Source organism: Endozoicomonas sp. (assembly GCF_051008435.1).
GTDB lineage: Bacteria > Pseudomonadota > Gammaproteobacteria > Pseudomonadales > Endozoicomonadaceae > Endozoicomonas_A.
The window spans coordinates 1-21,115 of sequence record NZ_JBPCXO010000065.1; the positions used below are offsets into that span (position 1 = coordinate 1).

Annotated in this window: 19 protein-coding genes; 10 read left to right on the plus strand and 9 right to left on the minus strand. The window is 47.3% G+C overall.

What is annotated here, in order from left to right; genetic code table 11:
• Window positions 1-178: 178 nt before the first annotated feature.
• The gene (locus ACR2PX_RS03005; RefSeq protein WP_433997878.1) at window positions 179-1,357 is read right to left on the minus strand and encodes a lactonase family protein; all 1,179 of its coding nucleotides are present in this window, start codon (window positions 1,355-1,357) and stop codon (window positions 179-181) included.
• Window positions 1,358-1,664: 307 nt separating this feature from the next.
• Here ACR2PX_RS03005 and ACR2PX_RS03010 point away from each other — a divergent pair, with 307 nt between their 5' ends.
• Both ACR2PX_RS03010 and ACR2PX_RS03015 read left to right on the plus strand, forming a co-directional pair.
• The gene (locus tag ACR2PX_RS03010; protein WP_433997879.1) at window positions 1,665-2,525 is read left to right on the plus strand and encodes an MBL fold metallo-hydrolase; all 861 of its coding nucleotides are present in this window, start codon (window positions 1,665-1,667) and stop codon (window positions 2,523-2,525) included.
• A 334-nt stretch (window positions 2,526-2,859) separates the two neighbouring features.
• Window positions 2,860-3,483 (plus strand): hypothetical protein, encoded by a 624-nt coding sequence (locus tag ACR2PX_RS03015; RefSeq protein WP_433997880.1) that lies wholly within the window; start codon window positions 2,860-2,862, stop codon window positions 3,481-3,483.
• A gap of 119 nt (window positions 3,484-3,602) precedes the next feature.
• On the opposite strand, the gene dtd is transcribed toward ACR2PX_RS03015, so the two are convergent.
• Both dtd and pip read right to left on the minus strand, forming a co-directional pair.
• A complete protein-coding gene (gene dtd / locus ACR2PX_RS03020; RefSeq protein WP_433997881.1) occupies window positions 3,603-4,040 on the minus strand; it encodes a D-aminoacyl-tRNA deacylase in 438 nt (145 codons plus the stop codon).
• A 170-nt stretch (window positions 4,041-4,210) separates the two neighbouring features.
• A complete protein-coding gene (pip, locus tag ACR2PX_RS03025) occupies window positions 4,211-5,164 on the minus strand; it encodes a prolyl aminopeptidase (RefSeq protein ID WP_433997882.1) in 954 nt (317 codons plus the stop codon).
• Between the two features lie 240 nt (window positions 5,165-5,404).
• Between pip and ACR2PX_RS03030 the strand changes: the two genes are divergently transcribed.
• Entirely contained in the window at window positions 5,405-6,985 is a 1,581-nt protein-coding gene (locus ACR2PX_RS03030; RefSeq protein WP_433997883.1) for a CAP domain-containing protein, read from the plus strand.
• 75 nt (window positions 6,986-7,060) lie between these two features.
• On the opposite strand, the gene typA is transcribed toward ACR2PX_RS03030, so the two are convergent.
• The gene (gene typA, locus ACR2PX_RS03035; RefSeq protein WP_433997884.1) at window positions 7,061-8,875 is read right to left on the minus strand and encodes a translational GTPase TypA; all 1,815 of its coding nucleotides are present in this window, start codon (window positions 8,873-8,875) and stop codon (window positions 7,061-7,063) included.
• 22 nt (window positions 8,876-8,897) lie between these two features.
• Window positions 8,898-9,590, minus strand: a complete 693-nt coding sequence (locus ACR2PX_RS03040; RefSeq protein ID WP_433997885.1) for a hypothetical protein — start codon at window positions 9,588-9,590, stop codon at window positions 8,898-8,900.
• Window positions 9,591-9,868: 278 nt separating this feature from the next.
• On the opposite strand from ACR2PX_RS03040, the gene msbA reads away from it, so the two are divergent.
• The 6 genes from msbA to ACR2PX_RS03070 all read left to right on the plus strand — a co-directional run bounded on the left by msbA (window position 9,869) and on the right by ACR2PX_RS03070 (window position 16,688).
• Window positions 9,869-11,770, plus strand: a complete 1,902-nt coding sequence (gene msbA / locus ACR2PX_RS03045) for a lipid A export permease/ATP-binding protein MsbA (RefSeq protein WP_433997886.1) — start codon at window positions 9,869-9,871, stop codon at window positions 11,768-11,770.
• Window positions 11,771-12,001: 231 nt separating this feature from the next.
• A complete protein-coding gene (hldE, locus tag ACR2PX_RS03050; protein WP_433997887.1) occupies window positions 12,002-13,447 on the plus strand; it encodes a bifunctional D-glycero-beta-D-manno-heptose-7-phosphate kinase/D-glycero-beta-D-manno-heptose 1-phosphate adenylyltransferase HldE in 1,446 nt (481 codons plus the stop codon).
• Window positions 13,448-13,554: 107 nt separating this feature from the next.
• Window positions 13,555-13,926 (plus strand): VOC family protein, encoded by a 372-nt coding sequence (locus ACR2PX_RS03055; protein WP_433997888.1) that lies wholly within the window; start codon window positions 13,555-13,557, stop codon window positions 13,924-13,926.
• A 127-nt stretch (window positions 13,927-14,053) separates the two neighbouring features.
• Window positions 14,054-15,439 (plus strand): hypothetical protein, encoded by a 1,386-nt coding sequence (locus tag ACR2PX_RS03060; protein WP_433997889.1) that lies wholly within the window; start codon window positions 14,054-14,056, stop codon window positions 15,437-15,439.
• 481 nt (window positions 15,440-15,920) lie between these two features.
• Window positions 15,921-16,379, plus strand: coding sequence for a hypothetical protein (locus tag ACR2PX_RS03065; RefSeq protein ID WP_433997890.1), 459 nt, complete (start codon window positions 15,921-15,923; stop codon window positions 16,377-16,379).
• A gap of 189 nt (window positions 16,380-16,568) precedes the next feature.
• Window positions 16,569-16,688 carry an SdiA-regulated domain-containing protein gene (locus ACR2PX_RS03070; RefSeq protein WP_433997891.1) on the plus strand — a complete coding sequence of 40 codons (120 nt, stop codon included), beginning with the start codon at window positions 16,569-16,571 and terminating at the stop codon, window positions 16,686-16,688.
• On the opposite strand, the gene ACR2PX_RS03075 is transcribed toward ACR2PX_RS03070, so the two are convergent.
• The 3 genes from ACR2PX_RS03075 to ACR2PX_RS03085 are packed head-to-tail and all read right to left on the minus strand — an operon-like array spanning window position 16,680 to window position 19,671.
• Window positions 16,680-17,564 carry a VOC family protein gene (locus ACR2PX_RS03075; protein ID WP_433997892.1) on the minus strand — a complete coding sequence of 295 codons (885 nt, stop codon included), beginning with the start codon at window positions 17,562-17,564 and terminating at the stop codon, window positions 16,680-16,682. The two genes, ACR2PX_RS03070 and ACR2PX_RS03075, sit on opposite strands and share 9 nt — an antisense overlap.
• A 30-nt stretch (window positions 17,565-17,594) precedes the next feature.
• Window positions 17,595-18,404, minus strand: coding sequence for an aldo/keto reductase (locus ACR2PX_RS03080; RefSeq protein WP_433997893.1), 810 nt, complete (start codon window positions 18,402-18,404; stop codon window positions 17,595-17,597).
• Window positions 18,397-19,671, minus strand: a complete 1,275-nt coding sequence (locus ACR2PX_RS03085; protein ID WP_433997894.1) for an NAD(P)/FAD-dependent oxidoreductase — start codon at window positions 19,669-19,671, stop codon at window positions 18,397-18,399. The genes ACR2PX_RS03080 and ACR2PX_RS03085 overlap by 8 nt, the downstream gene beginning before the upstream one ends.
• 103 nt (window positions 19,672-19,774) lie before the next feature.
• On the opposite strand from ACR2PX_RS03085, the gene ACR2PX_RS03090 reads away from it, so the two are divergent.
• Window positions 19,775-21,010, plus strand: coding sequence for a SidE phosphodiesterase domain-containing protein (locus ACR2PX_RS03090; RefSeq protein WP_433997895.1), 1,236 nt, complete (start codon window positions 19,775-19,777; stop codon window positions 21,008-21,010).
• Here ACR2PX_RS03090 and ACR2PX_RS03095 read toward each other — a convergent pair.
• The coding region (locus tag ACR2PX_RS03095) for a zinc ribbon domain-containing protein (RefSeq protein WP_433997355.1) at window positions 21,007-21,115 on the minus strand (109 nt) is incomplete at its 5' end. The genes ACR2PX_RS03090 and ACR2PX_RS03095 overlap by 4 nt on opposite strands.

Consider the following 21,115-nt stretch of genomic DNA (forward strand, 5'->3'; position numbering starts at 1 on the left):
GCGTAGTGAGGGTGTTGCACACATGTCTGATCCTTCAGAAATTTTGATCCTTACAAATCAATCGTCTCCTGAAGGCTATTTCTGTTGCAACCCCTCACTTTTCATCAGCCAACCTGTAAAAGCCCCACAAATCTATAAACCTGTAGCGGGTGCTAAAACAATAAAAACTCAATGGCACTTACCAGACAGCAATTCCAACAGCCCCTTCTTCAAGTCCACCAAAAGAACCCACTGACCGAAGACTGCCATTTTTTCTATCTATGGCGTATCCGGTCACAGTACCGGCAGTGGCATTCACGTTATAGAGATAACGAGCATCATATGTGATAGCGAGATCGACAGGAGATTCATCCGTTTCAGCCGTAATACCATCACTATCAAGCAGACTCAGTACACCTGTCCGAGAATCGACTTTATAACCGGTAATGCTGTCGCTCAGGTTATTGGTCGCATAGCTATAAGGTATGAAACGTGATGATGCCATCCAGCAAGTCGCTGTCTGGCCATTCTCTACGGAGGCACTTTGCAGCTTTAGCTCACCATCAGGCAAAATAGCATAAGAAGACACAGCTCCGGCATTGGGAGACGGAATACTGGTCGCATTACCAAAAGCTTCTGCAACTAGCAGGTTGTTTTTAAAGAAACTGAAGCCAAAAGGCACACGACCATTAGATTGAGTTACAGAAGATTCCTGTGCAGGCAACTCATTTTCATCAAGAGGAAAGTAAAGTAATTGATCGCTGGATTTAATCGTCACTAACAACCCACGCCCTCCTGGAACAAATGAAACCTGAGCAGGTGAATCAATAAAACTGGGAGGATTCAAACCAGCAGCATTCAAAGTTCTTTCCGATCCCTCCAGTTTTGACAACTGACAACTTCTACTCACACTAAACCCACTGATATTACCTTCACCACCTGAATTCAAAACATAAAGAAGGTCTCGATTATTGGCAATACTGACTGGAAATGCACCACCTGATGACACCTTACCGACTCGCTTAATACTGTGTTCAGAGAACTTTTTACGATGAATAATAAATGACGTAACCGTATCGTCCCCTGCATTGACTGCAAATAGACAACGGCCATTTCTACTCAGAACCAGAGGATTTTGAGAGCCCAATGCATCATCAAGAGCCCCTTCAGCATTCACCCCACCTAGACCGCCCGTTGAGACTTTATCGATTAAAGCCAGCTTCCCATCTGATTTACGCTCATAAACAATAACTTCATTATCCGTTTGATTATTATTCATGGCATAAACATTACCTGAATAATAAAAGGCACTGGCTTGATGACTGACAACTAGAAAAAATGCAGGCGCAATCAACGCTGATAACTTATTTGCTTTCATTGTGTTTCCTTTTTTTGAGAGACTGACATGACTTCTATACTGTCAGTTACTTAGATTACGCTTATAAAAAGAAAAGAGTTTCAAAAAATAAATTTACTTTTATTACTAGTTCACAAAAAAACAAACAAATTAAAAAACCACAAAAAGCGTCTTAACTTTGTCGAATAATTGCCATCCTGTCACAAAAAAACAAACAGACGATTGTCTACTTAAAGACAGCGTCACTTTGAGTTAAATTTCATTTTCATAAAACAAGATTACTATCGGCTATTCACCATCAATGAAATTAAGCAACAACAGGTACTCAATGAAAAAAATAATCAAAAGCTTTTTTATGCTTTCAGCATTGACTGCCACGAATATCAACGCCCATGATGATCGTTTTAAAAATGTGGTAATAGAACCCGTTAAAATTACCCAGAACGCTTATATGTTCACAGGAGCTGGAGGCAACATTGGCGTTTCTGCCGGCAAGGACGGGCTGTTAATCATCGATGATCAGTTTGCCCCACTGGCAGAAAAAGTAGCAAAAGCACTGGAAGACATTCAATCAGGGCACCCCAGATTCGTCATCAACACCCACTATCATGGTGATCATACAGGCGGCAATGCCCACTTCGGACAGCACGGCACCATCATGGCGCATCACAATGTTTTGAAACGTTTGTCGGCAGACCCCAAAGTCAGCCCGGAGGCACTGCCCGTTATAACCTATGATCAGGGCATTTCCATTCATTACAATGATGACACATTAGATGTTATCCACCTGGGTGCAGGACACACGGATGGTGACAGCATTGTCTTATGGCGGGACAAATCGGTTGTTCATATGGGAGACCTTTTTTTCAGAGACCGTTTCCCTTACGTCGATTTAGACGCCGGTGGAACAGTGAAAGGCTACCGTGATCATGTAGCAACCGTTCTTGGCATGATTAAAAACGATACCAAGATCATACCCGGGCATGGGGCGTTAGCCACTAAGGCGGATTTGATGACTTTCAAACGTATGCTCGACGAATCCATAGACTGGATGCAGAGCAGCATTGATAAAAGAATGACGCTCTCAGAAATCAAAACACAGGGAGTCCCTAAAGAATGGAAAGATTGGGGCTGGCAGTTTATCTCCGAAGACCGCTGGATTGATACCTTGTATCAGGATCTGAGTTAGCCCGCTCAACATGACAAAGTCAGGACTCCTCTTGCCAAGCTGAGTTCTGATTTTCCATCTGCCCTTCTTCACAGATATCTTGTATCCGTTACTTTGAACTAACACACAGGGAACATCCGCAACCCCTTCCTTCCGTACTTTTCCCACCTCATGTCTACAGAAGGATAAAGTAGTTAAATTATTAAATATTTGTGACAGCGAATCTTTTCCTGACTCTACTCGTACCTCAACAGTGAAAGCAGTTGCTTTCAACAAAAACAGAAAGGACAACGAGAAGATATTAATCGCCTGGAATGTAGAGAATCTACAGCCAGCAAAATAAAGGAATTATCTAATGGATTTGCTCTTTAACCTTACCAATTTGAAGTCACTTATTACTTTCGTACACCTTTCAGGACTCGCTTTTGGAATCGGTGGCGCCTGGGTTCTGGATGGCTTTCTGGTCAGCTTTCTGGTCAAAAACAGTCGAAAGGATATGACACCGGAAAAATATCAAACCATTGAGTTCGTCTCAAAATTTGTTCTGGTCGGCATCCTCTTGCTCTGGTTCTCAGAACTCGCATTTCTTGCTTATTACTATTTATGGGCTCCTGAAAGCCTGGGCAACGAAAAAATCTGGGCGAAAGTATTTATTGTTTCTGTTCTCAGTATTAATGGGTACTTCGTACACTCGGTTATTCTTCCAAAATTAAAAACCTGCGTTGGCAAAGCCGTCAATGAAACCTTGTCGAGGGCTGAGCTGAAGCAATTAACAATCATCGGTTCTGTATCGTTCACTTCCTGGCTGTTCCCAGTCATTCTGGGTGTTACAAAAACGCTGAACTTTACTGTTCCAGCCTTGCACATTATTGCTTTCTATCTGTTATCACTGCTTGTTGCAGTAACCATGGCCAACCTGCTTACTTGCAAGATTTTCTCCTGCCCAACTCAGTCACCCGCAAGGAGTCACTGCACCTGATTGGCTTTCAGTCACTGATAGCGGATATTGAAACACAGTAGAAGGACACTGACCTCTCTATGCAAAAACGGCTTCTGAGAGGTCAGAATGGTTAGAATGCTTGCCAGGCAGTGACCAGATTAAACTTCCAGATTGAAAGTAACCGGCCCGTCATTCAACAGAGAGACTTTCATATCAGCACCAAAACGTCCTGTTGCTACCTTGTGATGAAGAGAATCAGCACGCTCAACAAAGTAGTCATACATCTTTTCACCGTGTTCAGGTGGAGCACCGGAGCTGAAACTGGGACGAAGTCCTTTACGGGTATCAGCAACCAGTGTGAACTGAGAAACCACCAGCAAACCGCCTCCGGTATCTTTCAGCCCCAGGTTCATTTTACCGTCTTGATCACTAAACACCCGGTACTTAAGGACTTTGTCCAGCAGCTTGTCCGCTTTTGCCTGATCATCGTTTTTTTCTACGCCCAGCAAGAGCAGCAAGCCTTCTTCGATCTCGCCCACGGTTTCGCCGTCTACTTTAACATTGGCAAACTGAACACGCTGGATCAATCCACGCATTGGTTATCTTACTCCAGAAAGGTATTTGAGAATTTAGCCCCAGATGGACATCATGAGGCCAAACAGCCATGAGCGAATTATGCAGCTCACTTCGAAACATGCAAATGGCGAAAAGAGCCTGATAAAGCTGCATTTTCATAGTAAAAGCAATTAACGATAAGAGTCAGCAATCAACCAAAGTTGATTGCCAGCTTGTCGGTAGCTATCACCAGGGCATCGACGATACCCGGCTCTGAGGAGGCATGACCCGCCTCCCTGATAACCTGCAGCTCAGCTTCAGTCCAGTGATCTGCAAGCACCTGAGCGTTGTCCAAAGGGCAGATCATATCGTATCGCCCATGGATAATAACGCCGGGAATCTGATCGATGTACTTCATGTCCCGAATAATCTGATTGGGCTCAATAAAGCTGTCATTCATAAAGAAATGAGCTTCGATTCGGGAAATAGCCAGTGCACTGTGGGGTTCGCTGCAAAACTCTTCAACATCCGGGCATGGTTTCAATGTGCTGATCCGCCCTTCCCACAACGCCCAGTGTTTGGCTGCGCTCATCCGGGCCAACTCATTATCACCCGTCAAGCGGCGATAGTAAGCCTGCAACATATTATCGCGTTCACTTTCAGGAATAATTTCTTCAAAGTGCTTCCAATGATCCGGAAAGACTCTCCCTGCACCACGTTCACTGTATAACCAGTCAAAGTCCTTTTGCCGTGACAGAAATATACCCCTGAGCACCATAGCCATCACTCGTTTAGGATGGGCCTGAGCATAGAGCAATGAAAGGGTAGAACCCCAGGAGCCTCCAAAAAGTATCCATTTATTAATACCCAAGTGCTCCCGAATCTGCTCCATATCAGCAATCAGATTCTGGGTAGTATTCCCTTCCAGTTCAGCATGAGGAACAGAGCGACCACAGCCTCGCTGGTCAAAAAGGATTATTCGAAATTTCTCAGGATCAAAAAAACGACGCGCTTTTTCTGAAGTACCCGCCCCAGGGCCCCCATGGACAAACAACACAGGAATACCGTCAGGACTCCCGCACTCTTCCACATAAACATGATGTACAGCATCCACAGCCAGTTTGAAGACAGAATACGGCTTTATAGCAGGGTAAAGCGTGCGCATGAACCTTCCTTCAGAAGTCACTGAATCAAGTGAAGTCAGTCAGCTGAGCAAACAGAGTGTCTGATCCACCTCCTGAACCCCTAACTCTCTACATTACTCTTAAAAACCAAGGTTTTCCAAGAATTGTCATGGGTTAGAAAACTGAAGGAACTTTTATGTCTGTGACCTATCAAAGTTCTCAAACCAGTCAGGACGACAAGGAGCGTACCTGCATACCGATGAAACAACGAGCAGGAACTCATGAAATTGTCATTAATTAACCAACCCGTTCATTCGCTGATCAGTGCTTTAGTCCTATGCATAGCCACGGGGTTAGCTCATACCTCTGAAATAGCACCGCTATTACCAGCCAGCTCTAACGAACTGCAGAGCTATCTCTCCAGCCACAGCTATAAAACACCTGAGAGCTGTCCCAAAAGTGCTGATCAGGGGAGTTGCTGGGCCCGCTCTATTATGAGAGTTCTCAGCGATCAGCAGCTCAGACAACTTTATAATCAGGTTTCAGAGCACCTCAAATATTCGAAGGATCAACCCATCAATGCTGCAGCACTCCATCTCTATCTGGAAAGCTATAGCGCAGAAACCCCTGATGGGGCCACTCCCGGTATTCCCATCAACAATCTCAATATACAACTGGCCATTCTGCTCCAGAAAAAGCTTCTGACAGTGACACTGTTACCTGACGGACTGATTGCAACTCAAACATTGACTGGTTTTGAAGATGGCAGCTATGAAGTTGAAGAAAATGTAATTTCGCTGTCAGAAGAGCCTGAAGCCTTGTTCATGGCCATTCTCTCAGTCGATATAAGCCTTCTATTGACGCCTGGTGTTGATAACGCTCCCGGTCATGTACAGCCCATTCTCTTCAATCTACAGCCACATCAGACACCCGAGGAAGTGCAACTTAAAAACTCATTGGATTCAATTCTAAATCGACCTGCCAGAGTCATGGATATCTTTGCTGCCAGCAGTGGCGATATCCCTTCTTACTTTTTCTCAGCTCTCCGATTCGGAGCCACCGAACTCACTGAACTGAGGAGAGAAAGGAAAAAGCGTGAAGAAGTAGCAGCTAAAGCCAAATTAGAAAAAGACGCGAAAGTGCAAAGAGACAAGGCAGCTGAGGAATACCACCAGGGCGACAGAGCTCGTTTCTGCAAAAACTGTGCAAAGAGTGCTGCCAAACTGGGCATTATCGGTGCTGCCTCTGCTGTCACCTATCAGAAGTGGGAAACCGTCAAAAGCTATGCCCTGAGTTTCTGGAATAGAATGGCAAAACCACTAGGCAGCTATATGGCGACCCTTCCCAAGAAAGCCCAAGAATCATGGACACATTACTACCCCAAGGTAAGCAATGCTCTAGCTCAATGGACAAAAAAGAGCAGTAGCAGCAATCCAACCCAGGGCTTTCCCCATCAAATGCTAACCGCTGTCAATGCTATTCGTTCCAAGCCGCAAGTTTGTGGCAGCACCCCTATGCCCGCTGTAGGAAGACTAAGCTGGGATCATTCCCTGGAGGCGGCCGCTTTCACGCATTCAACGGATATGGCAAGCAGAGACTTTATGGATCACACAGGTACAGATGGAAGCTCTCCTGGCGATCGAGTGACATCCCATGGTTATAACTGGTCTGTTTACGCAGAAAATGTTGCAGCAGGTCAAGCCAATGTCGATGCCGTCCTTAAGTCTTGGATGACCAGTGAAGGTCATTGCAAAAATATCATGAGTCCAGATGTGATCCAGATGGGGGCAAGTTTTGTTGAGGAAGCTTATAGCGAATACGGGATATATTGGACTCAGGTGTTTGCCACACCAAAATTCTAATAGTCTGATCAGAAATAAAGACGGGTAAGGTTTTTAACCGGGGAACTAGAGTCCCCGGTTAGAGCAGCCACTCAATTACTTATTGCGGCCAGCACGCTTACGATCATTCTCTTTCAGGAACTTCTTACGAATACGAATGTGGTTAGGTGTTACTTCAACCAGTTCGTCGTCGTCAATGAATTCCAGAGCCTGCTCCAGAGAGTGCTTAACGTGAGGAGTTAGCTGAATATTTTCATCGGTGCCGGAAGCACGTACGTTAGTCAGCTGCTTACCCTTGATAGGGTTAACCACGAGGTCGTTATCACGGTTATGAAGACCAATAACCTGACCTTCATAAACATCAACGTTGGGTGGCAGGAATAAGCGACCACGATCCTGAAGATTCCACAGTGAGTAACCCAGAACCTTACCATTCACCATGGAAATCAGTACACCGTTCTGACGGTGACTGACAGAACCATCTTTCACTTCACCATAGTGATCAAAGACATTCGTCAGAATACCGCTACCTGATGTCATGGTCAGGAACTGAGAACGGAAACCGATCAGGCCACGGGCAGGCATCGTAAACTCAAGACGAATACGACCCTTACCATCTGGAACCATGTTGGTCAGCTCTGCTTTACGCAGACCCATCTCTTCCATCAATGAACCCTGATGCTGTTCTTCAACATCAATCACTACGTGCTCAAAGGGTTCGTGCAAAACACCATCAATTTCACGAACCACTACTTCAGGACGGGAAACACCCATCTCAAAGCCTTCACGACGCATGGTTTCAATCAGTACTGACAGATGCAACTCACCACGACCGGAAACCTTGAACTTGTCCGCATCGTCGCCCTGTACAACACGCAAGGCTACGTTGTGCAGCAGTTCACGCTCCAGACGATCCTTGATATTACGGGAAGTGACGAACTTGCCATCCTGACCTGCAAAAGGCGAGTCATTTACCTGGAAGGTCATGCTAACGGTAGGCTCATCAACCGTCAGTGGCGTCAGAGCTTCAACATTGGAAGGATCGCACAGGGTGTCAGAGATATTCAGCTTGTCGATACCGGTTACGCAAACGATATCACCCGCACGGGCTTCTTCAACGTCAACACGCTCCAGACCCAGGTGACCCATCACCTTGAGAATCTTGGCATTACGTTCTTTACCGTCAGCACCAATCAGTCGAATCGGTGTTGAAGGCTTGAGTACGCCACGGGTGATACGACCAATACCGATGACACCCAGGAAGCTGCTGTAATCCAGGGCAGAGATCTGCATCTGGAAAGGGGCATCAACATCAACCTTTGGAGAAGGGACATTATTGACGATCATTTCAAACAGTGGCGTCATGTCTTCAGCCATGTTTTCAGGATCATCACCGGCAATACCGTTCAGTGCAGAAGCGTAAATAACCGGAAAGTCCAGCTGCTCTTCGGTTGCACCCAGGCGATCAAACAGATCAAAGACTTCATCCATGACCCAGTCAGGACGGGCACCAGGACGGTCGACCTTGTTGATAACAACAATGGGGCGCAGACCTTGTTCAAAAGCCTTCTGGGTTACAAAGCGGGTCTGAGGCATAGGGCCATCAACCGCATCAACCAGCAGCAGAACCGAGTCCACCATCGACATAACACGTTCTACTTCACCACCGAAGTCGGCGTGTCCTGGAGTGTCCACAATATTAATGTGGTAGTCCTGCCAGTTGATCGCAGTGTTCTTGGCCAGGATAGTAATACCCCGTTCCTTTTCCTGGTCATTGGAATCCATGATGCGTTCTGCACCTTGATCCTTACGACCCAGAGTTCCGGACTGCTGCAGCAGCTTGTCAACCAGGGTCGTTTTACCATGGTCAACGTGGGCGATGATGGCAATATTGCGTAACTTTTCTATCACTGTCTTTCTCTCTTGAAATCTCTCAGGAGCGGTGCATCACAGCCGCGACCTTGTCCACTACTACATTCGCCAGCCTGGCGTAGGTGGTACAAAATGTCTGATCCTTAATCAAATACTGAACATCCTGCTCATAACGAGCCAGATGATGTAAGTTTCTGAGCCTTAACTCTTCTTTCAGAGAACTCCGGCTAAAGCGCATATCGGCAATGTCTATCAGCCCAAGAGTCCCATCGGGCAATTTCAGAATATTGCCCATGTGCAAGGAACGGAAATAGATCCCCTGCTCATGCAAATGAGCAATATATTGAGCTACCTGCTCGGCCAGAAGGCGGGTTTCACCCTCGTCCAGAGCTGGAAAAACCTGCCTGAGTGTTTGCCCCGGCAGAGGCTGATAATGCACAGCGGTATTCTTATAACGTTCCAGACGGTAGCACTCAATGATGTCAACAGTTTGAATGCCTCTTGCAATAAGCTCTGAAGCATTTCTGGCAAACCGGACAGAATACGGCCTCAGCCAGGCAGAACTGATTGTGCTTTTAACCCGAAAGAGCTTTAGAAAAGTCTTATCCTTCAGTTTTAGGACCTTATAGCCAAAATGGTCCTGCTCAATCACCTCAGCACCTTCGGTCAGCGCCTTATAAGCCGTGGAAGATAACCGCTGCATACCACTCATCTGTGTTGAATACTCAATATTACCGAGAAATTTTCCCCGCATTATCACCGGATAAATGACGAAAAATTGCACTCATACACTTTGGTTTTAGCCTAACTCAATGCTATTGAGCCATACTTGGATCACCAGTTTAATAGACCACCAAAACCCAAATTTCAGCTCAACTCTACTCATGAAAATAGCTATTGAACCCGCATAAGCTGAATTTTCATGGTAAAAAAAGGCGGCCAATCATACCCTATACCGAACAGAAAGTACCCATGAAGCTATGCTAAAATCGACTTTTGCAGTAAAAACCATGGTTTTCAGGGTTGTATCCATTGAGCCTGCAGCCAGATTCATCCAGAATAGCCTCTCATTTTCAACTGATTACAATGGCCATGTCAGAACAAGCCAAGGCGGGAAGCCTGCAGATCTACCTGCGCCTTCTCAGCTATGTAAAGCCCTACATGGGCTTTTTTGCCCTTAGCCTGCTGGGCTATGTGATGTTTGCGCTCAGTCAGCCTGCATTTGCCCGTTTGCTGGAATACTTTGTTGAAGCCCTTGAGGGCGGCTTTGCCACCATCAACAAGGATCTGGGAGGCATACTCCCTGCTTCCATCATGACCTCCGTTGCCCTGATTCCTCTGGTCATGCTGTTTATTGCCATATTCAGAGGCATTGGCTCATTTCTGGGTAACTTTTTCCTGGCTAAAGTCTCCTTATCCGTGGTTCATGACCTGCGCTGCCTGATGTTCAATCGAATGATTCAGCTGCCTAACAATTACTTTGACAACAACAATTCAGGTCATCTGATTGCCAGAATCACCTACAACGTCGGTATGGTCACCACCGCCGCCACAGATGCGGTCAAGGTCGTTGTCAGAGAAGGTTTGACGGTCGTTTTTCTGTTCGGTTATCTGATCCTGACCAACTGGAAACTCACTCTGGTATTTATCGGAGTGGCCCCCCTTATTGCCCTGGTGGTCAGTACTGCCAGCAAGCGCTTCCGTAAATTGAGTTCCAAGATCCAGACATCGATGGGGGATCTGACCCACGTCAGCTCCGAATCCATCAACGGCTATCGTGTCGTTCGAGGCTTTGGTGGCGAGAACTATGAAAACAACCGCTTCTTCACCGCCAGTGATCGCAATACCCGTCAGGGATTGAAAATGGTCAAGGCCTCTGCGGTGCATACGCCCACTCTGCAATTTCTGGTAAACAGTGCCTTGGCAGTTCTGTTCTTCCTGGTACTGTGGCTCAAAGGAGATGCCACGACGGCTTCTCTGGTCAGTTTTGTCACCGCTGCAGCGCTATTGCCCAAGCCCATTCGCCAGCTGAGCGAAGTTAATGCCAATATCCAAAAAGGTATTGCAGCGGCAGAAAGCATTTTTGAAATGGCTGACCAACCTCGCGAGCCCGACAATGGCACCTTTGAGAAGAAGCGGGTTGAAGGCAAGCTGGAGTTTCGTCACCTGGTTTTCCAATACCAGAATGCTGACAAGCCGACTCTCAACAATATTAACTTCACGGTCAACCCGGGCGAGACCATTGCCCTGGTAGGTCGCTCCGGCTCAGGTAAAACGACACTGGCTAACCTGGTTCCTCGCTTTTATCCCATCGAACAGGGTGAAATCCTTCTGGATGACACGCCCATTGATGAATACGGTCTGAAGAATCTCCGTAGCCATATTGCCCTGGTCGATCAGAATGTCTCTCTGTTCAATGACACCGTCGCTCGCAATATTGCCTATGGCGACCTGCGAGCCAAGGACGATTCTGACATCCACCTGGCCGCCGAAGCCGCCCATGCCAATGAATTTATCAAGAATATGCCCAAGGGCATGGATACTATGGTGGGAGAAGATGGCGTTCTGCTCTCAGGTGGTCAGCGTCAGCGGCTGGCAATAGCCAGAGCTATTTTGAAAGACGCTCCCATTCTCATCCTCGACGAGGCTACTTCGGCCCTGGATACCGAATCGGAGCGTCATATTCAGGCGGCGCTGGATGAAGTCATGAAAAACAGAACAACCCTGGTCATTGCTCACCGACTCTCCACCATTGAAAATGCTGACCGTATTATTGTGATGGATCAAGGCGAGATTGTAGAGAGCGGCACCCATGCCGAACTGCTGGCCCAAGAAGGCCAGTACGCCAAACTGCACCAGATGCAGTTCCAGGAAGAGCAACAAGAAGCCACAGAGGTAAAACCTCTGGATTCTTACAAACCAGCACAGAGCTGAACTCTTTGAAAAAGCTGAGGTCTTACCATAATTACCCCTCAGAACGTTTTCATGGTAAACCTAGTAGCCAGGCCCATAATGCTTGTCGACATTATTTGGTGTAAAAACATTTTGCTTTGCTGTTTATCCTATTCGAGGATGGCTCAAAATATTTTTCTTCGCTCATGGCTGTTTTCGCTCATGGCTGTTTTCGCTCATGGCTGTTTTAGATACCCAAGTGGAAAAGACTGAATGAAACTGACTCTGCCACGATTTGATCAAGCCAGGGTTCTGGTGATTGGCGATGTCATGCTGGATCGCTACTGGCATGGCGGCACTTCCAGAATATCCCCTGAAGCGCCTGTACCTGTCGTTCGCGTCAACCAGATAGAAGACCGCCCCGGCGGTGCTGGCAACGTAGCCCTGAATATTGCCTCTCTGGGCGCGCCTGCCTGGCTGATAGCCGCCACGGGTAATGATGAAGCCGCCGATTCTCTGCAGACCCGCCTGGAAGCTGCCGGAGTCTACTGCGACTTTGCCCGACTGGAAGATATTCCTACCATTACCAAACTCAGGGTAATCAGCCAGCATCAGCAGCTGATTCGCCTGGATCATGAAGAAGCTTTCTCCGGTCTGAGCAGCGACATTCTGGAAGAAAAGACAGCAAACCTGCTGGAAAACATTGGGGCCGTTATTCTTTCTGACTACAACAAAGGCACCCTGCAGAATCATCAACAGCTGATTAAGCTGGCTCGAACCCGAGGCATTCCGGTTCTCGTTGACCCTAAAGGCACTGATTTTGAGCGATACCGTGGTGCTACTGTCATCACCCCCAACCTGCAAGAGTTTGAAACAGTCGTCGGCCACTGCAGAGATGAGCAGGAACTGGTGAACAAAGGGCAAAAACTACTGGAAGAGCTCGAGCTGGAAGCGCTGTTAATTACCCGCAGTGAACACGGTATGACCTTGATTCGCAAAGACGAACAGGAAGTGCACCTGCCTGCTCGAGCTCGCGAAGTTTTTGATGTGACCGGAGCGGGAGATACCGTTATTTCTACTCTGGCCACTGCACTGGCGGCAGGAGCTGAGTTACCAAAAGCAGCCGCACTGGCGAATATCGCTGCAGGCATTGTGGTGGCAAAACTGGGTACCGCTACCGCCAGCATGCCGGAGCTGCGTCGGGAAGTTAACCAGGAGTTGGGAGTAGAGCGTGGTGTCGTCACTCCTGATCAACTCAGGATTGCTCTTGAAGATGCTCGAGCCCATGGAGAAAAGGTGGTCTTTACCAATGGCTGCTTCGACATCATTCATGCCGGCCATGTCGGTTACCTGGAACAAGCTCGCCAACAGGGCGATAGACTGGTTCTGGCCATCAACAGCGATGCCTCTGTCAAACGCTTAAAAGGTGAAGGCCGTCCGATTAATTCAGAAGATCGTCGTATGGCCGTTCTGGCCGGCCTGGAAGCCGTGGACTGGGTGGTCTGCTTTGAAGAAGACACCCCCGAAGAGCTGCTCAGAATGGTCAAACCTGATGTACTGGCAAAGGGCGGTGATTACACCATTGATGAAGTGGTTGGTGCTCCCATCGTTTACGAATACGGTGGTGAGGTGAAGGTTCTGGCCTTCCTGGATAACTGCTCAACAACCGCCATTGTTGAAAAAATCCTCAAGGACAAGACGTCCGAAGAAACAGCCTGACCTCACTCTGAGCGGGTGAAAGTTAACACTTTTGCCCGCTTTCTCTTCCCAAGTAACCCTCCCGACCTTATTCTGCAACCTTCTCTTTTCATCTTCAGGAGTCCGGCATGATCATTGATCACATTGGTTTCGCAGTTGCCCATTATGAACAGAGCAAGGACTTTTATTGCAAAGTTCTGGCGCCATTGGGCATTGAGCTGGTCATGGAAGTGAATGGCTGGGCAGGGTTGGGCGCTCATCAAAAGCCTGAACTCTGGTTTGGAGAAGGAGAAGCTCCCCAGAACCCTATGCACCTGGCTCTCATTGCCCCTAATCGTGCAGCTGTGGATAAGTTTTATGAGCTGGCGATCGCCTCGGGTGCTGTGGATAACGGCGCTCCAGGTATCCGGGAAATCTATCACCCAGACTACTACGGTGCATTTGTTATAGACCTTAACGGTCATAATCTGGAAGCTGTCTGTCACGCTCCAGAGTCATAATCTGGCCAGATTTTGTCAACTTTTCGACACTCAGCTGCTCTCTTACGTAAAACACAAGGGTGACCATAAACCAGGAACACGGCCTCTATAATTAGCTGAAAGCACTCAAAGATTCAGGGATAGAGTAATGGGTATTATCAACGGTGGAAAGATTCCAATCAGTCCAACATGGTCTGAACATGGTCAACAGAAAGTTGATAAACCCCAGGGACGTCACAGGGGAGCTTCAGTAGCTTCCATCGAAGATACGGTTCCCCAACAGGGAAAGGGCAAGAAGCTGCCGAAAAAAAGCATCTTCTCCCGTAACGTGAGCAATCCTGAAAAAGCGGCAGCAAAAAAAGCCAAAGCTACAGAGAAAAAAGCCGTAAAAGAATTCACAGCGGCTCTGAATGATGTCAAAAAAGCAGCAAACAAAAAGAGCAGTACCCGTGAGTCGATTTTAAAAGTTGTATCTCAACACGCCAAAAACCCTGGTGAGCTTGAAGACCTGTTGGCTAACCTCACCAGGACGTCCGGAAAATCAGCCAGTAAACCTCATGTTCAACAGGCCTTTCGAGAAGCAGGTATTTCCATGATGGTGTTGAGTGCTCGGTATGAGGCACATCAACCCTTGAAGCATGCTTCAGATAATGGTCAGTCTTTCAGGGAAGGACTGGATAAAAGTATGGATCAGTTGAAGGCTCAGCGTGACGAACTCAGTTATTCTATTTTTCCCAATTCCATCAAAGACCAGCTAAAATCTTATCCTGCGCTGACCGATTGCCTGATTGTAGAGCTCCCCACTTCACTAGGATACTCCCCTTCAGGCAGTCACTATCCTGTCGTTCAAGCCCAGACTCTTCTCACCTGCCAATGCTTTGAACAAGCCCGTCAAATTAAGAAAGATGTGGAAAAGGCCCTGGAAAATCCTCAACTCCCCCCCGAAACAAGGGGCAAGCTTGAGAGCACAATGAAAGAAGTTCAGGAGATTCTGGAAGCCACGCCAGAAGATCTCAGAAGTCTTGAGCTAAGTTATTCCATTAAAGGAGAAGGCACCTTCCTGAGTGCTGAATACCGACAGGACATAGAGAAAAGAAGTCACATGGAGCCGCTTAGAAGAGGCTCATTCAGTAAAGAGCAAATTTCCAGTCGACGCCAATCCCTCAGCCAGCCCAGACCGGTTCAGGAAGAGACTGTACAGACTCCAAAGAAACCTTTGAACCGCCCAACCAGAGCTGCACCCGCTATTCCCTTCGAAGCGTCTCTTGCAGCGCTGAAAAAAGAGAAGTCAGACCTGACTGCCGAGGCGGAATCATTACAGGGCTATCTGAAACAATTGCAGTCTTACAGTAAATCATCCGATTTAGTCAATCTCCTCGGCGCTGAATTTTCTGCACACAAAGATCAAGGATGGAGCTTTCAAGATTACTCAAGTATGTGTCAGCATGCGGCTGAAGCCATTGTTAACGACTCATCCTTGACGCCTTCTGAAGCCATAGAAGTGGCATACGGTCAATTGGGCACCTCTCGTTAATGATCTCGTTCTTCAGCCCATCCCGGATGGGCTGAAATACCAAATTCATGAATCCTTCACCTGTTCTTCACCTTTCCTTGTTCACTTTGCACAATAAACCCCTTAGAATCCCTTAAACAACACGCTAAAATAGTAAGGTTCACAAGGAAGGGTGTAATGGATTACTTCAAGTACTGTGATATTAAAGACTTAAAACCAAACGGCAGAACCATTTTAGCTCTACAAAAAATAGAAAAACAAACAAGACTTTCATAGACACTGAAGTCTTTGGTAGCAACTGTCCCTCTCTACAAAATATTCATAGAGCCCAGCCCAAAGCACAAGGAAGTCTACGACGCTCTAACTTATGACTGGAATGAGTTTGAGAAAGTGATGACAAAGGTTGATGCTCTTAGCAGAAGAAAGATAGGAGACATAGCCAGTATGGAAGCCATGAATCCTCATGATTTTAAAAACCGACAGTTTTGGAAATGCGTAGTCAATGCAACTCGTTAAAATATTATCAGCAATATTTTTATTGGCACTGAGCTTTACAGTAAAAGCCTATGAAAGGCAGTGCAATAAAGAAATAATCGACATCCCCAAAGACCACTGGCTTTTCACAGAGAGCAAGGATACGCAGAGAAATACCCTCTTGTATTTGAGCCTTAACAATGGATATGAATGCGATAGGGAAAGCTTAAAAGAAGAACTGTTCAAGCAAATCGAGAATGCGGGTAGAACAGGCAACAACCAACCTCTTGAGCAAGCAATACAGTTGACGGCATCCATAGTCAGCAATAATGAAGAACAACGAAAAAAAATAATATCGTTAGTAGGAATAGAAAAGCTCGAAAATTTAACTAATGAATTGCCTGATTCCTTCAATATTTTTTCAACCTTTGAGCATTATAACCTTGTGGTTCAACCTACAGAGCATACTCAAAAGACGAAAGATTAGCCCGGACATTTCATAAACATGCTCCCAACTCTCGCTTACCCCTTTGTGCCTCAGGAAAGTTTGTCTCGGTCGACCGTACGGCGCTCCCTCACCTAATTCCCTGTGACAACAAGATTCTGCGCGATAGCCGGGGCAGTTTATGAAACATCCGGGTTAGCGCCTAAAACCCAATAGTTTAGATATTAATCTATGCATCTGAAAGCATCCGTTCCTCAACCTGAAGGCATCACTATGGACGACGAAGGTAATATTTACATTGTCAGTGAGCCGAATCTTTTCTATCGATTTATCAAAGCCCGTTCAGGATGACTTAGATTCTGAGGGCAAAATCTGAATGGTGTAACCGTCCGGATCCATCAAGGTTTTACCCTGCTCATATTGACCCATTGTAGGATTTGCTGTGCGCTTTTCTGTGTCCGAAGACAAATCAATGTCTCCCTCTAGCGTCAGACCAAGAAATCCGCTTTCTGTTCGTACCTGATATCGAAAGCCTTTCTGACTTTCAGTGCCATGGATGTGTTGTAACTCCAACAGAGTGTAGGGCCTTTGCCAGAGCCATTCCCGTATCTCAACGGCATCGACATCATCCAGAGGCGCTGGCTCTTCCAGCCCTGACAGAAAATAAAGCGTCATATTACGATCAGGAACTTCTTGTCTGGAAACCAGACGCAAGCCTATCTGCTCATAAAAAGTAAGGCTGGCATCGATGTCACGGCTTCTCAATGTTGAAAGATTCAGACAAGCCGAATACCAGACAGATGCCTTCAAATCATCTAATAGGGCTGGTGTATTTTTCTTAAAGGTCTGCTGAATCAATTCTATCCAGTAACCATCAGGATCCTGAAGATGGCACAGAAAGGCTACGTCAGGCACTTCAAAAGACTCACCGACAGAGGACACACCAGAGTCGATCAGAGATTGCCTGGCTCTTTGCAAATCAACAACAGAGATTGAAAACTTCCAGTACCCTTCTGTACGACTGGGTTGAGAGGCCACCTCTGGCTTTACGCCCTGGCGGCAAACCAGTTCCAAAAGAGCCCCCTGAGTTTGCGGATAAGCAAGAAAGCAATGCTCGAAATCGCTCTCCTGAGGGCGAGACAGCAGAGTCATTCCCAAATGTTGACGGTAGAAGGACAGAGATTGATCCAAATTAGAAACCATCAAACGATGATGAGACAGCTTCACTCTGCCCTCCTTAACTGAACAGTCAGAGACTCAGCTCTCAAGATGCTTGATCACTCGGGCACAAGTCTCGGCATTGCTCTTCAAGTGCTTGGGATTAATGGTACCAATCACTGCCGCAGAAGTAGCAGGATGAGAGAATACCAATTCCATACTCTTCTTCACCGGATCTTCCCCTTCCAGACAGGCATGACCACTGGCCAGAGCTTTCTTGATCAAAATGCCTTTGTTGTGCTCCAGTGCATAATCCAGCACCGGCTTCTCAGCCTGTTCCTTCAGGTTATAAGTGACCATGGCAATATCCGATCGTTCCAACGCTAAAATGCCGCCTTCCACCGTTTTGGTCGACATGCCGGAAGCCAGAATCTTGCCTTCCTTTTTCAAGGCTTCCAATACTTCCAGACAACCATAGTGCTCAATGATATTAACGTCATCGCCATTGGAATGAACCAATACCATTTCTATCCGATCGGTATTCAGCCTTTTCAGACTTCTCTCAATACTGAAACGAATATGCTCAGGCGTGAAATCGAAATGCGATTCGCCACCCTCAAACTCTTCGCCCACTTTACTGCAAATAACCCAGTCATCTCTCTGGCCTTTCAGCAAAGGTCCCAGACGTTCTTCACTGCTACCATAAGCTGGAGCCGTGTCCAGCAGATTGATACCCAGAGTCTGGGCCAGCTTCAGCAGTTCAATGGCCTCACGGTCATCTGGAATCTTGAATCCGGACGGATATTTCACCCCTTGATCCCGGCCCAACTTCACCGTTCCGAAGCCTATGGGAGAAACCTGGATATCCGTTCCGGCTATGGTTCTTGTCTCAAGCCTGTAATCAGTCATGTTGATCGGTAAACGCCTCACTCCAGAATGGCTGGCAGATTTCAGGATGCTTTACTTCATTGGGCAGGGCAAAGCCTTCATTGCCGGAAGGTAATAGCTGCTCTCTATTTAAAACCTTCATAACTTCATCGGACAGGTTGGGCGCCAGAGCCAGCTTGGTCGGCCAGGAAACAATACCGTTCTCTGTCTCATGAATAAAAGCAGCATCTGGCCTCAGCAATTTGGTCTGCTTAGGTTCAGCCCGGTTGACAAACAAAGTGGCCCACTGGGCGTCATCCAGATTCACCCATGGCAATAATGCTGCCAGCTCACGACGGGCAACCCTAATCTGTTCTTCCGGTGTACGTTCCATACCGTCTTCTGCAATTTCACCTCCCAAATACCAAACCCAGTTTCCTTCTCCATCAGGATGACTGGTCACCGTCATTCTTGGGACAGGCTTGGTACCCAGGCAGTGAGCAAACAGTGGCTCCGGGTGACGATGACGAACCATGACCATGTGCAAAGGTCGCTTTTGCATCTCAGGCTCAGTGATACCCCAAAGCTTCATCAACGCCTCAGTGCCTTCACCCGCAGTAGTCACAAACTTGCGAGCCTTGATCTGAAGAGTCTTGTCACCGGCTTTATGCTCAATGAAATCTATTTTCTTGCCATCGGTTACGATACGGGTGTTTTCTGACCAGTCTACCTTGAGAATACGGTCTTCCAGACCTTTTACCAGGGCTCTGACCACCGTTCGAATATCCAGCACCACTTCATTTAATTGATAGATTTTGCCCCGAAACCCTTCATGGCGAAAAATATCGGGAAAATCCCCAGCCTTCTTCAGCTGCTCAACCCGGCCACGCAGGGCCTTACTGGCAAAGAATGAGGTCAGTCTGGAGCCTAGATCACCGGGAGACCAGAGGTACTGTGACTGCGAGAGTATATCTGCGCCAGACAGATCCACTTCATCTTCCCCTTTCAGGGCCCTGCGCCAGCGATCCGGCATACCTGCAATACACTCCGCAGCCTTGGTCAGCGTGCCCGTCAGAGTGTACTTGGTTCCGCCATGGACTATCCCCTGGGACTTGATGGTTTGACCACCGCCAAGGGTCGCATTTTCCAGAAGAAGCGCCTTATAGCCTTGCTGATTGAGAGTATTGAACAGCCAGAGACCGGCAATGCCTCCGCCAATCACGACAACATCTGTTTCTATGGTCTGGGTCATATAGAGTGGATCAGAGAGTAAGAGAGGGAAATAGAATGCCTGAAGTATACGCCTCATACCCACTAGACACCAACACCGCCTGCAGCCGTTGAACTTACGCCTTTCAGGGCTGTCCAAACCCTATGATCTGACAGGGATTTTTTGCTCAGGAATCAAGGATATGAATTCGGTAGGAAGTAAGGATACAGGCTCTCCAGACCTATCTGCGGCTAGAAGTACACCGCCTCCGGTTGTGTCAGAGGGCTCTCATGTCCTACCAGAGCCCAAAACACCACTTCATCACTTTTCTGTATCCCCTGTTGAACCTTCAGTAAGACTCTCGTCTACGGTCCCCAAACTTCTGGATGCGAATTTCTATGACGACTGCCAATCTCTGGTAGAGCGTCATTTACACACACCTCAGAATACCACCCCCGTCAGTTGCGGGGAAATCCCCAGACCTCTTCATGGTGCTCAACACCTTACCCGCTCGGCTTGCTGGATTCCTGTACTGATAGCCTGGAGGCAGGAAGCGGGTGACCCCGAAGCCATCCAACTGCCCAAAGAACATATTCCCTGGCTGATGAAAGCGGCCCTGCTCCATGATTCAGGTCGGGAAGGGGAAGGTAAGGACCTGCCCGCCTGGGAAGCAAAAAGCGCTCAACATCTGGAAAACCATCTTCTTGCTTCAGGCTGCCCGTCTGAACTTGCCTCACAGCTGAGTGAAGCGGTCGTTAATAAGAACCGAACTGAAGATTCAGGTAAGGCACGGACAAACCTCTTCGAAAAGCTGCTCCATGATGCAGACTGTCTGGAAATCATTCGTTGTCGAAAAGAATTCGACATAGGCTATCTGGATATTTATCAGGAATTCAAAAGGGATAGCAGAACATTAGACAACATTGTCCAGTTAGCTGACCAGGTTCGCTTGTTAATCAGGCATCAGTATGATCTGGGCTTCAACTCCAGCATTATTCTTGCCCATTCAAACGATTCAAAAAAAGAACTTAAACCAGAAGTCTCCAAATGTAAGGACACACTGGGAAAATACCCCTTTGAATACGCTGACAACGCCCTTCTCTGCCAGGTCTTATGCCTGAAAGAGCTTTGCCCTGAGCTCTATAGGCTGTTGACTAAAGGCCTTGGAGAAGCACCTGAGATTGCTCTCGGTGAACTGAAAGTTCAATACTATCCCAAAGCGATAAAAGCACCGCTTCCCAATCAGATACATGACCCGCAGAGCAATAAGACTTTCTCGGTTACAGGAGGTATTTCTCCCGAAGCTGGCGCACACAGGCTCTTGATGAATCAACTGGCCAGAGCGATGGGCTTTGAAACTCCAGACTGCAAGCTCTATGTACATGACCGTTATGAATGCAGCGTTTTAGAGGAGTCGTTGACATCCTCCCCGCCCTAAAGGACGGGGATTCCTACAGCTAGACGGTCATGCCCGACCGCAAGAATGTTTCTTGCTGCGTTTACGTCACGCAGATGTTCAGCTCCGCACTCTGAACAGACCCAT

Excerpts from the sequence above, each read along its gene's own strand:
- ACR2PX_RS03005 (WP_433997878.1), bottom strand. The coding sequence starts at position 1,357 with ATGAAAGCAAATAAGTTATCAGCGTTGATTGCGCCTGCATTTTTTCTA.
- ACR2PX_RS03010 (WP_433997879.1), top strand. The coding sequence starts at position 1,665 with ATGAAAAAAATAATCAAAAGCTTTTTTATGCTTTCAGCATTGACTGCC.
- ACR2PX_RS03015 (WP_433997880.1), top strand. The coding sequence starts at position 2,860 with ATGGATTTGCTCTTTAACCTTACCAATTTGAAGTCACTTATTACTTTC.
- dtd (WP_433997881.1), bottom strand. The coding sequence starts at position 4,040 with ATGCGTGGATTGATCCAGCGTGTTCAGTTTGCCAATGTTAAAGTAGAC.
- pip (WP_433997882.1), bottom strand. The coding sequence starts at position 5,164 with ATGCGCACGCTTTACCCTGCTATAAAGCCGTATTCTGTCTTCAAACTG.
- ACR2PX_RS03030 (WP_433997883.1), top strand. The coding sequence starts at position 5,405 with ATGAAATTGTCATTAATTAACCAACCCGTTCATTCGCTGATCAGTGCT.
- ACR2PX_RS03040 (WP_433997885.1), bottom strand. The coding sequence starts at position 9,590 with ATGCGGGGAAAATTTCTCGGTAATATTGAGTATTCAACACAGATGAGT.
- hldE (WP_433997887.1), top strand. The coding sequence starts at position 12,002 with ATGAAACTGACTCTGCCACGATTTGATCAAGCCAGGGTTCTGGTGATT.
- ACR2PX_RS03055 (WP_433997888.1), top strand. The coding sequence starts at position 13,555 with ATGATCATTGATCACATTGGTTTCGCAGTTGCCCATTATGAACAGAGC.
- ACR2PX_RS03060 (WP_433997889.1), top strand. The coding sequence starts at position 14,054 with ATGGGTATTATCAACGGTGGAAAGATTCCAATCAGTCCAACATGGTCT.
- ACR2PX_RS03065 (WP_433997890.1), top strand. The coding sequence starts at position 15,921 with ATGCAACTCGTTAAAATATTATCAGCAATATTTTTATTGGCACTGAGC.
- ACR2PX_RS03070 (WP_433997891.1), top strand. The coding sequence starts at position 16,569 with ATGCATCTGAAAGCATCCGTTCCTCAACCTGAAGGCATCACTATGGAC.
- ACR2PX_RS03080 (WP_433997893.1), bottom strand. The coding sequence starts at position 18,404 with ATGACTGATTACAGGCTTGAGACAAGAACCATAGCCGGAACGGATATC.
- ACR2PX_RS03085 (WP_433997894.1), bottom strand. The coding sequence starts at position 19,671 with ATGAGGCGTATACTTCAGGCATTCTATTTCCCTCTCTTACTCTCTGAT.
- ACR2PX_RS03090 (WP_433997895.1), top strand. The coding sequence starts at position 19,775 with ATGAATTCGGTAGGAAGTAAGGATACAGGCTCTCCAGACCTATCTGCG.